Annotated in this window: 12 protein-coding genes; 5 read left to right on the top strand and 7 right to left on the bottom strand. The window is 55.7% G+C overall.

Features of this window, described 5'->3' with window-relative positions:
• Nucleotides 1-3: 3 nt before the first annotated feature.
• Together FJD38_RS04030 and FJD38_RS04025 are read left to right on the top strand one after the other, a co-directional pair.
• Nucleotides 4-720 carry a lipopolysaccharide kinase InaA family protein gene (locus FJD38_RS04030; RefSeq protein ID WP_122784680.1) on the top strand — a complete coding sequence of 239 codons (717 nt, stop codon included), beginning with the start codon at nucleotides 4-6 and terminating at the stop codon, nucleotides 718-720.
• Nucleotides 720-944 carry a hypothetical protein gene (locus FJD38_RS04025; protein WP_122784679.1) on the top strand — a complete coding sequence of 75 codons (225 nt, stop codon included), beginning with the start codon at nucleotides 720-722 and terminating at the stop codon, nucleotides 942-944. The genes FJD38_RS04030 and FJD38_RS04025 overlap by 1 nt, the downstream gene beginning before the upstream one ends.
• 64 nt (nucleotides 945-1,008) lie before the next feature.
• On the opposite strand, the gene FJD38_RS04020 is transcribed toward FJD38_RS04025, so the two are convergent.
• From FJD38_RS04020 to FJD38_RS03990, 7 genes are all read right to left on the bottom strand, one after another.
• The gene (locus FJD38_RS04020) at nucleotides 1,009-2,106 is read right to left on the bottom strand and encodes a DUF1513 domain-containing protein (RefSeq protein ID WP_146384025.1); all 1,098 of its coding nucleotides are present in this window, start codon (nucleotides 2,104-2,106) and stop codon (nucleotides 1,009-1,011) included.
• A 13-nt stretch (nucleotides 2,107-2,119) separates the two neighbouring features.
• The gene (locus FJD38_RS04015) at nucleotides 2,120-3,184 is read right to left on the bottom strand and encodes an imelysin family protein (protein ID WP_146384023.1); all 1,065 of its coding nucleotides are present in this window, start codon (nucleotides 3,182-3,184) and stop codon (nucleotides 2,120-2,122) included.
• A gap of 27 nt (nucleotides 3,185-3,211) precedes the next feature.
• The gene (locus tag FJD38_RS04010; RefSeq protein WP_146384021.1) at nucleotides 3,212-4,639 is read right to left on the bottom strand and encodes a di-heme oxidoreductase family protein; all 1,428 of its coding nucleotides are present in this window, start codon (nucleotides 4,637-4,639) and stop codon (nucleotides 3,212-3,214) included.
• Between the two features lie 614 nt (nucleotides 4,640-5,253).
• Complete coding sequence (locus tag FJD38_RS04005; protein ID WP_122784675.1) at nucleotides 5,254-6,600, bottom strand: imelysin family protein; 1,347 nt, start codon at nucleotides 6,598-6,600, stop codon at nucleotides 5,254-5,256.
• A gap of 160 nt (nucleotides 6,601-6,760) precedes the next feature.
• A complete protein-coding gene (locus FJD38_RS04000; protein ID WP_146384019.1) occupies nucleotides 6,761-8,812 on the bottom strand; it encodes a putative bifunctional diguanylate cyclase/phosphodiesterase in 2,052 nt (683 codons plus the stop codon).
• 252 nt (nucleotides 8,813-9,064) lie between these two features.
• The gene (locus FJD38_RS03995) at nucleotides 9,065-9,661 is read right to left on the bottom strand and encodes a superoxide dismutase (RefSeq protein ID WP_122784673.1); all 597 of its coding nucleotides are present in this window, start codon (nucleotides 9,659-9,661) and stop codon (nucleotides 9,065-9,067) included.
• Between the two features lie 220 nt (nucleotides 9,662-9,881).
• A complete protein-coding gene (locus tag FJD38_RS03990) occupies nucleotides 9,882-10,484 on the bottom strand; it encodes a LysE/ArgO family amino acid transporter (protein WP_122784672.1) in 603 nt (200 codons plus the stop codon).
• Nucleotides 10,485-10,593: 109 nt separating this feature from the next.
• Here FJD38_RS03990 and FJD38_RS03985 point away from each other — a divergent pair, with 109 nt between their 5' ends.
• Genes FJD38_RS03985 through FJD38_RS03975 form a run of 3 tightly spaced genes read left to right on the top strand, consistent with a single transcriptional unit; the run spans nucleotide 10,594 to nucleotide 13,385 of the window.
• The gene (locus tag FJD38_RS03985) at nucleotides 10,594-11,487 is read left to right on the top strand and encodes a LysR family transcriptional regulator ArgP (protein WP_146384017.1); all 894 of its coding nucleotides are present in this window, start codon (nucleotides 10,594-10,596) and stop codon (nucleotides 11,485-11,487) included.
• A 51-nt stretch (nucleotides 11,488-11,538) separates the two neighbouring features.
• The gene (locus FJD38_RS03980; protein WP_146384015.1) at nucleotides 11,539-12,537 is read left to right on the top strand and encodes an NAD-dependent epimerase/dehydratase family protein; all 999 of its coding nucleotides are present in this window, start codon (nucleotides 11,539-11,541) and stop codon (nucleotides 12,535-12,537) included.
• A 32-nt stretch (nucleotides 12,538-12,569) separates the two neighbouring features.
• Nucleotides 12,570-13,385 (top strand): ATPase, encoded by an 816-nt coding sequence (locus tag FJD38_RS03975; protein ID WP_146384013.1) that lies wholly within the window; start codon nucleotides 12,570-12,572, stop codon nucleotides 13,383-13,385.
• The last annotated feature ends 174 nt before the right edge of the window (nucleotides 13,386-13,559 follow it).

The raw sequence follows: 13,559 nt of genomic DNA, 5'->3' as shown, positions 1-13,559 counted from the left end.
TAAATGACCGCTGATTCAGTATCGCCATCCGACGCTGCGACCGAAGATCGCTTTGAATTTTATTGGCAGCAGCAAGGCGAGTGGGTCGAGGAGCCGAACCAGCGTCGCGGCGGTGAGAGCGGCGTGCAGCGAATATATGAAGAAGGTGGGCGGTTGCTGTATGTCAAACGTCAGGTCGGGCATACCTACCGCAGCTGGCGCTATCCGCTGGGGCGCCCGACGGTCTTGCGTGAGCGGGATGCGTTGCAGGCCCTGACAAAATTGTCCGTGGGTGTTCCTGAATTGGTTTACTGCGCAGCCCGGCAAGGTGCAGACAAACAGTGGCGTGCCCTGTTAGTGACCGCTGCGCTGGAGGGTTTTGTCGAAGTCGATAACTGGTACGCAGCCGGTGAGCGTGAGCGTCATGGCGAAGCGGTCCATGATCGAGTCCTTGAAAGCATCGCCCACAATCTGGCACGCATGCATCTGGGGCGCTGGCAACACAGCTGTTTATACGCCAAACACATCTTTGTTCGCGTCACGGGTACGGGGGAGAGCGCAGTTGTTGATGTGGCCCTGCTCGACCTTGAGAAATGCCGTCAACGACTGACCGCGCATAAGGCAGCACTGCACGATCTTAAACAGCTACGGCGCCATTCGTCGTGGAATGCCGATGAATGGAAAAAACTGAACTACTTTTATGAAAAGGTGTTTGGTAGCGCCATCAAAGGTTTACGGTGATGAAGAGAGAAATAGCACGAGGTTTGTTTTTGCTGGTGGCTCTTGCTGTTGCCTCCGTGGCGATGGCCGCATGGGAGCAGCCGGTGATGCAGGTGATTAGCGGGCCTAATAGTGCCAATTGCCCCTTGCCGCGAGTCATTAAACCTGCCGAAGCGGCACAGCCTGATCATGACCTGCTGTTGTTTATGTTTGGAATGGCCCAGGGCTTGAAGGGGCAGGGGTAGCCGCCGCATTATCGTTGCTGGCGATGACGCTTTCTCGGTCGTCTTCGCCAGCAATGACAACGCCCTACATTACATGCAAGTGGTTGTCCCACAAGCCTGACGGCAACTCCAACGGCTTGGCGGTCAGCAATTTTTGGCGGCAATCATAGAAGCGGCAACGTCCTTGGCCGGATGTGACGACAAAACCATCTCTTACCGCCGCTACCCCCGCGCAGTCGGGCAGAGGGGCATCGAGACGTAAATCGCCGTTGTCCAGGTCCCAGACAAAAAAGCGATTACCGCGCGGCGCCGTCAATGCGACTAACCGTAATTCACTGTGCACCGCCACACTGGCCGTGTAGTGACCCATGGCCCGCAGTTGCTCTTCCTTCACTGGAAACGGCTCAAACGCCATGCCCGGCCGTTTAATTGCCAATAATTGCGATAACGTCTGAGCGTCCCCCATAAATTGCTGACACGCCACGATGGTGCCGTCATTGGCGATGCCCAAGTGGCGCACGCTGTTCATTTGTTGACTCAGCGTTTCTTTGCTCAGCAGGGTGCCATCGCGTTGCATCAGCACCAGGCTGGGCTCCATCGCGTTCAGATTCATCTCAACGCGGCTTTCGGCCTCAGTGCGAATGCCGCCATTGGCGACCACCAGTGTTTCGCCGTCGGGCATCCACGACACTTGATGCGGGCCAACGCCGTGAGTCGGAATTTCGCCGCTATGGGTCAGGCGTTCGCCTTCAAAGCGATAAACCCCGAGCAAGCCGCGGCCCGGATCTGTGGTGTCGTTTTCCGTGGCGTAGAGCCACTCGCCATCTTTGTGGATCACCGCGTGACCGTAAAAATGACGATTGGGCAGTGAGGTCAGTGTTTGCAACAGTTGCCCGTCAGTCAGGCTGATCAGGTAGCTTTCGGTGCCAGGGCGCCGGGCCACAAACAATGCGACAGGCAGGGTCGGGTGGTTAATGATGTCATGGCAACGCTGGCCGACCTGAGTGCTGAAGACTCGGGTGCCATCCAGACGATACCCGACGGCAAAGTGATTGCCGTCTACATCGTCACGGGCGCTGAGCAACAGCGGGCCTTGGCCTTTTTGCCGAAACAGCGACCAGCCACCCAAGGTGACAGCGCTCAGCAGTAGATCGCCGAGCTTGAGTGCTTGCCTGCGCATCATCGAACCCTCTTCATCAATCGCCGTCGTTGGCGTTAAAGCCCAGTTGTATGCCCAGCGCTTTGGCCAGCTCGCCTTCATGCAGGCGGTGGACGACGTTCAGGCTGTCGTAAATGGTGTTCAGTTGAGCACGGCCGGCCTCATCGGCCAGCAGCTCGCTCAATGAGCGCTGGTTGTCGTTGAACAGTTTGAGCGATGCGGCATAGGCTGCGTCGATCTTGTCGGCCAGTGGCTTTTGATCTGAAGGTAACAAACCACGCAAGCCCTTGTTATCCACGCCGACCCATACGGTCTGCGCGGCTGAGAGGCTGGCGGCCAAGCTTTGCAGGGAGGACTGGCTGCGCCATGCCTCTGCTTGCAACGGTTGAGCAATGCCCTTGCTCTGGCGGCCCATTGGCGTGCCGAGTTTCTTTTTCAGGGTGTCGAGCGCGGTCACCTGGGCACGCAACAGATCAGCGATGGCTTCGTGAGAGTCTGCATAGCGTTGGTTCGGGAACTTGGTCATCTGTGCCAGCATGCCATCCGTGCTGTTCCAGCTGGCCAGAATCTCTTCGGCCAGTTGTTTCTGACGTTCGCCAATAGCGGTCAACAGCGGGCAGTAACGGGCTTTTTGTGCCGGGTCAGCCAGGTCGATATTGCTGTCGAACAGAATGTACTCGTAGGCTGACAGGCCTTGTACCACAACGCTGGACTTGGCCAGTGCGTCAGCATCGATTTGCGGCTGGGCAATGACCAGTTGCTCAACCTGACGGCCGACCAAATTCTTTTTGTCCGGCCAGAACTGTACTTGCCACGAACGATTGCCTTCGGCCAATGGCCCGATCAGCAAAGGTTGCAGCTCGGCCCAGGCTTTTTGCGCGTGCTGGAAGTCGGCACGAGCGGTCTCCAGGGTTTCTTTACCCTCGCAATACGCCAGCGCGCTGATGGCCAGTTGGCGGTCAGCTTCAACCCATCGGCTGTACGTAGGCAGAATCACCTGCTTGGCGATAGCGGCCGAAGTGACGGCTTGCGGGTCTTGTGGCGAGCAGGCCGCCAAAGCGATAGCGGCAAGGCTGGTGAACAACAGCTTGGGTCGAAACATGTCGGGGTCCCCGATCGTGTAAAGCGTTTAAAGAGAGTTCAGGAACGCCAGCAACGCAGTACGCTGCTCGGCATTGAATTGCAAAACGTGCTGCTTGGCCGGCTCGGCTTCTCCACCGTGCCACAGGACGGCTTCGAGCAGGTTACGTGCACGGCCATCGTGTAAAAACTGAGTATGGCCACTGACGGTTTGGGTCAAACCGATCCCCCACAGCGGCGGGGTTCGCCAGTCGCTGCCCGAGGCGGCGAACTCGGTGCGGTTATCGGCAAGGCCGGGGCCCATGTCGTGCAACAACAAATCGCTGTACGGGTGAATGACCTGATTGGCCAACTCGGGTTCAGCGGCATCAGGCGAAGTGGTGAACGTCGGTGTATGGCATGAGGCGCAGCCGGCCTGATAAAACAGATTTTTACCGGCCAGTACGTCTGGTGATCCTACGTCCCTTCGTGCGGGCACCGCGAGGTTGCGGGTGTAGAACTCCACAAGACGCAAAATATTCTCGCTCACTTCCGGCTCACCCTGCGGGCCATTGCCGTTAGGTGCTGAAAGACAGTCCGTCTGTGCCGGGGTGCAATCATCAAAAGGTCTCAGGTGGGTGGTTAGTCCCATATCACCAGAAAAGGCGTGAACATTTTGTTGATTGAGATTGGGTTGCCCGGCTTTCCAGCCAAAACGACCTAAAACAGTCTTTTGCTGTGTGTCGTCCCACACCCAGTTGGGGCGACCGGCGATACCTTCGCGGTTGTTCTTCTGCTGGTCGGCGTTGGCCAGAATCGCTGCATTGGGGATGGCTTCCAACAAGCCCAGGCCAATCATCGGTGGCGCAACGCGAGCTGAGAAGCGTGTGTCGGGGTGCATCGGGCCATAACCCAGTTGGGTAATTTGCAGCGTCGGTTTGCGTAACTGCACTTCGGTGCCGTCTTTAAAGCGCACCGGCACAGCTGTGTAATCAACCCGCACCTTGCCCTCGGGGGCAACACCGGGCACGGCCATATCCTGTAATTGGCCGCCATACACGGGTTCGGGAACGATCCCGGCTTTCTCGATCAGCGAGGTGTAAGCCGGATCGTTAGGTATCGACAGGCGCACCAGCATGGACACAGCGTTTTTGGCATCAGGCAGTGGCGGGTGGCCGCGACCATCCTTGATATGACAATTTTGGCAGGCATTGGTGTTGAACAGCGGGCCTAAACCATCACGTGCGGTGGTGGTGGACGGTGCGATGACCCAAGGGCTGCGAAAAAAACTGTTGCCGACGCTGAAATCCAGACGCCGTGTAGGCGAAAGGTTGGCGGACGGCATGGAAAACGCATTTTGATCGTTTTTGCGCACAGTCGTTGCACCGCCTGAGCGGGCTTCGCCGGGCTCGGGTTTGGTGAAGCGCGGGGCATCATCACAGCCGCCGAGGCCCAGGGCCAACAGCAGCAGAGACAGGCGAAGAGGCAACGAGGGCATCAAGCGTCCAGATCAGCGAGCAAAATCGAGGGCGCAAAGTTTATCAGGGAAGGTGAATTGAAATAAGAGGGATTAGCGTTTGGTTTGACGTGTGGCTGCACAGTCTGCTTGAACGTTCATTCTCACGATGATGACCAGCGGGTCGCCGGAGCAAATTCATTCAACCAGACCTTACAAACTAGGTAATACGAGTCGTACTTCGTACAAAACAATCGGATACAAGTGATATTCAGCGCTTCTACCCATTCGTTATGCTCGCTAAAAAATGGATAAGCAGAAGAGCCCATGAAAGGATTATCGGTATTGATTGCAGTGATATTACTTTCTGGCTGTGCGAATGCACGGCTATTTCCCAAGGGATACTTTCCTCAAAAAGATTCCGGCACTGAGCTTGCTTATAAGTGTGAGATGGATCCTTATAATTTTGATTGTCTGCATCCCCCGGCCGTATTTAAAAGCCACTAGCGCTGGATTTACACATACCGGGCCGGTAAAACAAAAAAACCGATGCCTGTACGGGCACCGGTTTTATCGTTGTGACTACACGCCCATCCCAATGGATTTCCGTGAGGGCTTTCAACCCTTAAATCGCGTGTGTGCTTTTACTTTCTTGATCAGAACTCGTGATCGGCGTTATCCGGGTTCAGGTCGCTGATACCGAGTTTGCCAGCGGCTTGCTCGATAGCGCCGGTCTGTTTGACCAGGGCTGCAATGGCGTCACGAACGACTTGGTTGCCGGCTTCGTTGCCCGCTGCGATCAACTGGTCGTAGTGCTCACCCTTGTTGGCGTGGTCAACCATGACCTGAATCTTGGCTTCGGTGTCAGCCAGATCGGATTTCAACGTGGCGTCTGTAGCGGGGTCAACCACCACCACCAGAGAAGACAGGCTAGGGCCGGTCATTTTGGTGCCGTCAGCGCGGACGTACTCGCCCAGGTACACGTTACGAATACCTTTGGCGTCGTAGAAGTGCGAGTTGTGGGTGTTGTCGCTGAAGCAGTCTTGTTCGTCTTCCGGGGAGTTGGCTTCCAGCGACACTTTCATGCGCTCGCCAGCCAGTTCGCCCAACGACAGGCTGCCCATGCCAAACAGCATTTTGCGCAGACCGTTTTGCGGTGTATCGGCTTCGAGGGTAGCGCGGTAGTTGTCGGCCACATTCGGTGCCCAGTTACCGACCATTTCGTTCAGGTCGTTCACCAGCAGTTGGGTTACGGCTTTCAGGTACGCACGACGGCGATCATTGTGGCCGCCGGTAGCGCCTTCGCCTTCAAGGTAGTCGGAGGCAGGACGGTTGCCTGCGCCCGGGCCGGTGCCGTTGAGATCCTGGCCCCACAACAGGAATTCGATGGCGTGGTAGCCAGTCGCAACGTTGGCTTCAGAACCGCCCAGTTCGTTCAGGCTGGCCAGGGTTTCAGGTGTGATTTCAGTCACGTCGACTTTGTCTTCGCCGACCTGAATCTCGGTGTTGGCGATGATGTTTGCATTGGCCCCCGGATTGCCCAGTGCGCCAGCGTAGGAAGCGTCAACGTAATCGATCAGGCCTTCGTCCAGCGGCCAGGCGTTCACTTGGCCTTCCCAGTCATCAATGATGGTGTTGCCGAAGCGGAACACTTCGCTTTGCAGGTAAGGCACACGGGCTTGAACCCACGCCTCGCGAGCGGCTTTCAAGGTCTCGTCGTTGGGCTTGGCAAGGAACGCGTCGATAGCGGTTTGCAGGTTTTTCGCGGTGGATTCGGCGTCGCTGTACACGGCGTGAACCATGTCAGCGTAGTGGCCGACAACGGCTTTGGCCGCTGCTTCATCAACTTTGGCTGCGGTGATGTCAGTGGCCGGTGTTGCCACGTTGGTCGTTGCCGCTGGCGTTGGAGCCGCAGCTGTTTTTTCCTTGTCCTTGTCGCCACAACCGGCGAGTGTGATAGCAATGGCCAGCAGACTGGCGGTGGCCAGGGGCATACGAATCATGGCGAAAATCCTGCTTCGAGAGGTGGGACAAGCGTGCGGCTGCACGCAAAACTGCGACATGATGCGAAAGATATGCATTTTGTGTAAAGGGTTAGTGTTGGAAATCTTTCTTATTTACATAGTCTCAGGCTGATTCTGTCCCAAATCTTGAAATATGGATTTACAGAATGAGCGTGCGTTCACGCTCTTCCTTGATCAGATACGCGCTCAAGGCCCGCGCAGACAGGGGTTTACTGTACAAATAGCCCTGACCTTCATGGCAGCCCTCCTTGATCACATACGTTTCTTGTTCAATGGTTTCGACGCCCTCGGCAATGACCTGCATGCCCAGGCTTTTACCCAGTTGAATAATGGCCCGCACAATAGTTGCATCGTCGTCGTCCTTCATCAGGTCTTGAACAAAACTCTTGTCGATCTTGATTTTGTCTAGCGGCAGGCTCTTGAGGTAACTCAATGACGAGTAACCCGTTCCAAAATCATCAATGGCGATCAGGGCCCCGGAGCGACGCAGGCTGAGCAAGTGTTGGCGGGCGGTGTTGATGTCTTCCATAAGGCTGGTTTCAGTGACTTCCAGCTCTAGACTGCGCGGTGCCAGGCAGTGGCTCTGTAACAGGCTATCGATCATTTCTGGCAAGTCGGCATGGTGTAACTGCACCGTCGACAGATTCACCGCTATGCGCAGTTCATTGAAGCCCAGATCATGCCATTCCCGCAGTTGGCGACAGGCTTGGTCCAGCACCCACTCACCGATCGCAATAATGCTGGCGTTTTTTTCAGCCAGCGGAATAAAGAGGTCAGGAGCGATCATGCCGTGCTTGGGGTGCTTCCAACGTAATAACGCTTCGACGCCCACGATACGGTGGTCGCTGTAACGAATTTGCGGTTGGTAAACCAGGTAGAGCTGGTTGTTGGGCAAGGCGTCTTGCAGGTCTTGTTCAAGTTCACGCATGCGGCGCATTTGGCGATCCACACTGGCAATATAAAACTGATAACGGCCTCGTGAACGGGTTTTCGCCAGCGTCATGGTTTGTTCGGCTTTTTGTAGCAATTGTTCAGCCGTGTCGCTGTCTTCTGGAAACAGCGTAATGCCAATCGTTGCCCGCAAGCGAATGGCGTGTTGACCCACGTTGAAGGGTGTGAGGAATGTATCCAGAATGCTTTGAGCTAATTCGGCAGACTCGTAGGGCTGTTCAATGTGTGGCTGAATTAACGCGAATTGATCCCCGCCCAGACGAGCCAGTGCCCCGACGGTTTGATTATGGCTCTGCAATCGGTCGGTAATGACCTGCAACAACTGATCGCCAGCCTGATAACCAAACTGTTCGTTTATATCTTTGAAATCGTCCAGGCCGACACACAACACCGCTACACGGCGCTGGGAGCGGCCCGCATCGGCCAGCATTTTACTCAGTAGGATTTGCAGTTGCTTACGGTTGGGCAGACCCGTCAGAAAGTCATGCTGAGTCATACGAAGCAGAGAGCTTTCAGCTTCTCGACGTAGATGCGTATTACGTTCAATGGATGCCAATAATTGATTAATCGTATTGACCCATACCCCTAACTCATTGTGCTGATGGCCCTTGAGAAGCGGCATGGCGTTTTTACTGGGGTGGTCAGGGTTAACGCGTGTCAGGTGTCGGATGATTTTCGAGAGGGGGCGGGTCAATAACCAGTGATACACGAGGTACAACACCAACCCCATCAGCAGAGCCCGTAAAACACCGGAGATAAACACCTCTGCGGCATTGGTCAGAAACGCTTCGCCGTATATGGCTGTATCGAGAGAGAGGCTCAAATCACCGTAATACTCGTTGTATTGCGAGCTGCTTTTGAGCGGGATAGTAAAGGTGCGCTCCTTGCCCAATATGTAATCGGTGAGCCAACGGTAGGGTGTGTCCATCAGGGGGCGGGACTTTTGCGCAAGAGGCCCGGTGCTGGAGTTGCCAATCGAGGCTTGGCTGACAGAGTCATCCTGGAACAGGCCGCTGATGACTTGCATGGCCATATCGCGATCAAGGCTATAGAGCGCTTGAGTCGATGGGTCGCGAAACATGACCAGTAAACGTTGAGCATCGTGCTCCAGGGTCCGTCGTGTTTCGTAGATATTCAGCACGATTTGCGCGCAACTGATTACGCTCCCTACGGCCAATGCTGACAGCAGCACAACCCGGAGTAGCTTGAGTGACAAGCTGTTTTTGAATTCCAGCCTCAAAGCGCAATTCCTTGTTTGTTACCGTTACTGCTGTGGCCTGTGTACAGGGACATTGATGCGGATGTTAGATGCAGCTATCTCACGATAGTCACAAAGACGAGTGTGCAGGTGTATTGTTAACTGAGTATGAGCGGGTGGGCACGAGTCACCACGAGAAGAGAAGCGGTCGGAGGGGGCGCCCGTATCGGGTGGGGCGCTTTTAATCAGGCAATAAAAAACCCGGCAAGCCGGGTTTTTTACTGGGTGTCAGGCTTAAGCGGTGAAGGTTTTGCCTTCGAACTGCTCAGCGACGAACTTCCAGTTAACGAGGTTCCAGAACGCTTCTACATATTTTGGACGTACGTTGCGGTAGTCGATGTAGTAAGCGTGTTCCCAAACGTCGCAGGTCAGCAGCGGGGTGTCGCCGCTGGTCAGCGGGTTACCGGCGCCAATGGTGCTTGCCAGAGCCAGGGAACCGTCAGCTTTCTTGACCAGCCAGCCCCAGCCGGAGCCGAATGTGCCGATGGACGTTTTGCTGAACTCTTCCTTGAACTTGTCGAAGGAACCGAATGCAGCGTTGATGGCTTCGGCCAGAGCACCGGTAGGTTCGCCGCCGCCGTTTGGCGTCATGCAGTTCCAGTAAAAGGTGTGGTTCCAGACCTGAGCGGCGTTGTTGAAAATGCCACCCGAAGAGGTTTTGACGATCTCTTCCAGGGTTTTGCCTTCAAACTCGGTGCCTGGCACCAGGTTGTTCAGGTTCACGACGTAGGTGTTGTGGTGCTTGTCGTGGTGAAACTCCAGGGTTTCTTTGGAGATGTGCGGCTGCAGGGCATCGTGTGCGTAGGGCAGCGGCGGCAATTCGAAAGCCATGATGATTCTCCTAATCAGGTCAGTTGCGATGAGCGCAAGGCCGATCACGGGCGGCCAAACACGCGCCAGGGAGTTTTTACTCTTTGCGGCGCAGGCCAAGATCATAGCACCGGGGTGGCGGCATAACCACGCGACAACTGTGTGGAATAGACGTTTCAGCCGGGTTGATAAAAAATTGAGCGGTACGCGGCAGGTTATAAGCGTGAAGCTTGAAGCCATCTCATCCTGCCAGAATCAACTGTATTGCCACCGCATACATCATCACTGCCACTAACATATCCAGAATGCGCCATGTAGAGGGTCTTGCCAGCCAAGGCGCCAACCAAGCGGCTCCAATTGCCAGCGTAAAAAACCACAACAATGACGCACTGGCTGCACCCACCACATATGCGCCGGGAACACTTTGTTGCGCCCCAAGGGAGCCAATCAGCAACACGGTATCGAGATAGACATGCGGGTTGAGCAACGTCACCGCTAGTGCACTGAGCATGACGGCTTTGAGTGAACGCGCTGTCTGCCCGGCCGTCTGCTCAAGGCTTGAACTGGAAAATGCTCGACGCAGCGCCTGTGTGCCGTACCACAACAAAAATACCGCGCCACCCCAGCGTGCCGCACTGAGCAGCAGCGGGTTTTGCGCCAGAACAGTGGCCAGGCCAAAAACACCGGCAGCGACGAGCAATGCATCGCACACCACGCAAAATGCCGCCACTGGCAGGTGATGTTCCCGACGCAAGCTTTGCGCCAGTACGAAGGCATTCTGAGTGCCGATGGCCATGATCAGACCGAACGCGACCAACAGACCATTAAGATAGCTTTGCCACATAAAATTCACTCGTTGTACTGCAGCCGGAAAGAAGTTTGCTGCTGGCTATTGTCCTGTTCTTGGCTGTATAAGAAAAACCAATACTACTGATCGCTCATTAGGAAAACTGATGTTCGACTATAAATTGCTTTCTGCGCTGGCCGCAGTGGTAGAACAAGCGGGGTTTGAGCGGGCTGCGCAGGTATTGGGTCTGTCGCAATCGGCCGTTTCCCAACGCATCAAATTGCTCGAGGCGCGTATTGGCCAACCGGTGCTGATTCGCGCAACGCCGCCGAGCCCGACTGAGATAGGTCGACGCTTGCTTAACCATGTTCAGCAAGTGCGCTTGCTTGAGCGCGATTTGCAAAGTGCCGTACCGGCGCTGGATGACGAGGGGATGCCCGAGCGTCTGCGCATTGCCTTGAATGCAGACAGCCTGGCCACTTGGTGGGCGACGGCGGTCAGTGACTTCTGTGCCGAACAGCACCTGCTATTGGACTTGGTGGTAGAGGATCAGACGGTGGGGCTCAAACGCATGCGGGCAGGGGAAGTCGCCGCGTGCTTATGTGCCAGCGAACGCCCGGTAGCGGGTGCGCGCAGTGTTTTACTGGGGGCCATGCGTTATCGGGCACTCGCCAGCCCTGCGTTCGTTGCACGGCATTTTCCTGGTGGTGTTCGCGCCGAATTACTCCCTAAAACCCCCGCGCTGGTGTTCGGCCCGGATGATTTTCTGCAACACCGTTACTTGGCCGCCTTGGGTGTCGATGGCAGTTTCGAGCATCATCTGTGCCCGTCTTCCGAAGGTTTTATCCGCCTGACCGAAGCCGGACTGGGATGGGGGCTTGTACCGGAGTTACAGGTGCGTGAGCAGCTGGCAAATGGCGTATTAGTCGAGTTGCTGCCAGATAAACCCATCGACGTGCCACTGTACTGGCATCATTGGCGTAATGGTGGACAATTGCTGGGCCAGCTAACCGAACATTTATCGCGTTCGGCGCAGCGCTGGTTAGTGCCTTTGTTGTGACAAGTAGCGTTTAAACAGCAAGCAACAAGAATTACAGCATTGGAGCGATTGATGAAGATTCTGGTCACCGGCGCGAGCGGCTTTATTGGCGGACGCTTTGCGCGCTTTGCCTTGGAGCAGGGCTTTGACGTGCGGGTCAGCGGACGACGAGCCGAGGGTGTTGAACACCTGGTACGTCGTGGTGCTGAATTTATCCCGGGTGATTTGACCGATGGTCTGTTGGTGCGCGACTTGTGCGTCGATATCGATGCCGTGGTGCATTGTGCGGGCCACCGAGGTACTTGGGGTCGTTATCAGGACTTCCAGCGCGACAATGTGCTGGTCACCGAAAACGTGGTTGAAGCCTGTTTGAAACAGCGCGTTCGGCGGTTGGTGCATCTCTCGTCTGCCGCACTTTACTTCGACGGGCGCTCTCATGTCGGGCTGACAGAAGAGCAGGTGCCTCGACGATTTCGGCACCCTTATGCGGCTACCAAAAATCTGGCCGAGCAAAAGGTCTTTGGCGCCCAGGAGTTCGGGCTCGAAGTGATTGCCCTGCGCCCACGATGTGTAACCGGCGCGGGGGATATGAGTGTGTTTCCGCGCTTATTGAAAATGCAGCGCAAAGGTCGGTTGGCGATCGTCGGCAACGGTTTGAACAAGGTTGATTTCACCAGTGTGCAAAACCTCAGTGATGCGCTGCTGAGCAGCCTGCTGGCGAGCGGTTCTGCATTGGGCAAGGCCTACAACATCAGTAATGGGGCGCCGATTCCGTTGTGGGATGTGATTAATTATGTGATGCGTCAGATGAATATTGCGCAAGTGACCCGTCACCGTAGCTATGGTCTCGCTTACAGTATGGGGGCCTTGAGCGAGTTGGCGTGCAAGCTGTGGCCGGGCCAGCCAGAGCCTTCGCAATCACGTTTGGGGGCACAGTTCATGAGTAGGGACTTCACACTCGACATCAGCCGTGCCCGGCACTATCTCGACTACGACCCCAAAGTCACACTGTGGGCCGCGCTGGACGAATTTTGCGGTTGGTGGAAGGCTCAGCAATCGCCGTACCGTTAACACTCACCTCCAGGTTTTTATAAGGTTTTTTCATGCGTAACGATGCTCGCGATGATTTTGACTCTGTTCCCACCCTGCATGCCATCGAGGAGGATGACGGAGTGCAAAGTGCCGGTGCCCGCGAACGCACCACGGTGTATTCGCGCACGGCACCTGTGATTAAGGTGGACGCGCCACACACTGGCCCTTTGTGGGCGTTTATCGGCGCACTGCTGTTGGCTATTGCGGGGTTGGCGTGGTGGAGTTTTCAGCAGATTTCATTGATGGAGCAGCAGTTAGTAGCGACGCAAGAAAGCTTTGCGCGCATCAGTGAAGAAGCCGCAGGGCGATTGCAGGCTATATCCGGCAAAGTGGTGGCCAGCGAGTCGAGCCTTAACACGGGCAGTGAAGCCTTGAAACTTCAGATCAAACAACTTGAAGAGCAACTGCTTGAACAGAGCAAGCGCCAGCAGGGTGCGGTTGAAGGGCAGAAAGGCGAGTTGGATGCCCGGTTTGAGAAAATCAATACGGCGTTGCTGGCGCAGGTGACGGCTGAGCAAGAGGCTCAAACCAAATTTGATACTCAGATAAAAGGTTTGACGGCCGAGGTTTCGGCCCTCAAAGGCAGCTTTGACCAGCAGGCAGCGGATGTCGCGGCCTTGAAGAAGCAAGGTAATCCAAGCGCTGCCATTGAGCGTCTGGAGCAGGATTTACTGGTGCTCAAAAGTGAACTGGAAAATCGTCCGGTGCCTGCCAAAGGTGCCAATGCTGCTGAATTTGACGTGTTTCGCGCTCAAGTGACGCGCAACATCAACACATTGCAAAGTCAGATTCAAAACTTGCAAAAGCAGATTAGTGCCAAGCCTTGAAATTAGCGGTGTGGCTGGCCCTCACCCCGACCCTCTCCCGGAGGGAGAGGGGGCTGATTGGTGGCGTTGCGCAAATCAGCTTTTGCTCGGGAGAGGGTTAGGGTGAGGGGCTTTTGACCTTGTCGCCCCGCCCGCGAAGTAGTTGATTGGGCATGGCAATCGCCGCACTCAACC

It is taken from the genome of Pseudomonas saxonica, from assembly GCF_007858365.1.
GTDB classification, from domain to species: Bacteria; Pseudomonadota; Gammaproteobacteria; order Pseudomonadales; family Pseudomonadaceae; genus Aquipseudomonas; species Aquipseudomonas saxonica.
This window is presented reverse-complemented; position numbering and strand designations above follow the sequence as displayed.

What these genes read in the sequence shown, in the direction of transcription:
- FJD38_RS03980 (WP_146384015.1), top strand. Translation starts at nt 11,539, where the DNA reads ATGAAGATTCTGGTCACCGGCGCGAGCGGCTTTATTGGCGGACGCTTT.
- FJD38_RS04010 (WP_146384021.1), bottom strand. Translation starts at nt 4,639, where the DNA reads ATGCCCTCGTTGCCTCTTCGCCTGTCTCTGCTGCTGTTGGCCCTGGGC.
- FJD38_RS03990 (WP_122784672.1), bottom strand. Translation starts at nt 10,484, where the DNA reads ATGTGGCAAAGCTATCTTAATGGTCTGTTGGTCGCGTTCGGTCTGATC.
- FJD38_RS03995 (WP_122784673.1), bottom strand. Translation starts at nt 9,661, where the DNA reads ATGGCTTTCGAATTGCCGCCGCTGCCCTACGCACACGATGCCCTGCAG.
- FJD38_RS04005 (WP_122784675.1), bottom strand. Translation starts at nt 6,600, where the DNA reads ATGATTCGTATGCCCCTGGCCACCGCCAGTCTGCTGGCCATTGCTATC.
- FJD38_RS04020 (WP_146384025.1), bottom strand. Translation starts at nt 2,106, where the DNA reads ATGATGCGCAGGCAAGCACTCAAGCTCGGCGATCTACTGCTGAGCGCT.
- FJD38_RS03985 (WP_146384017.1), top strand. Translation starts at nt 10,594, where the DNA reads ATGTTCGACTATAAATTGCTTTCTGCGCTGGCCGCAGTGGTAGAACAA.
- FJD38_RS04030 (WP_122784680.1), top strand. Translation starts at nt 4, where the DNA reads ATGACCGCTGATTCAGTATCGCCATCCGACGCTGCGACCGAAGATCGC.
- FJD38_RS04025 (WP_122784679.1), top strand. Translation starts at nt 720, where the DNA reads ATGAAGAGAGAAATAGCACGAGGTTTGTTTTTGCTGGTGGCTCTTGCT.
- FJD38_RS04015 (WP_146384023.1), bottom strand. Translation starts at nt 3,184, where the DNA reads ATGTTTCGACCCAAGCTGTTGTTCACCAGCCTTGCCGCTATCGCTTTG.
- FJD38_RS03975 (WP_146384013.1), top strand. Translation starts at nt 12,570, where the DNA reads ATGCGTAACGATGCTCGCGATGATTTTGACTCTGTTCCCACCCTGCAT.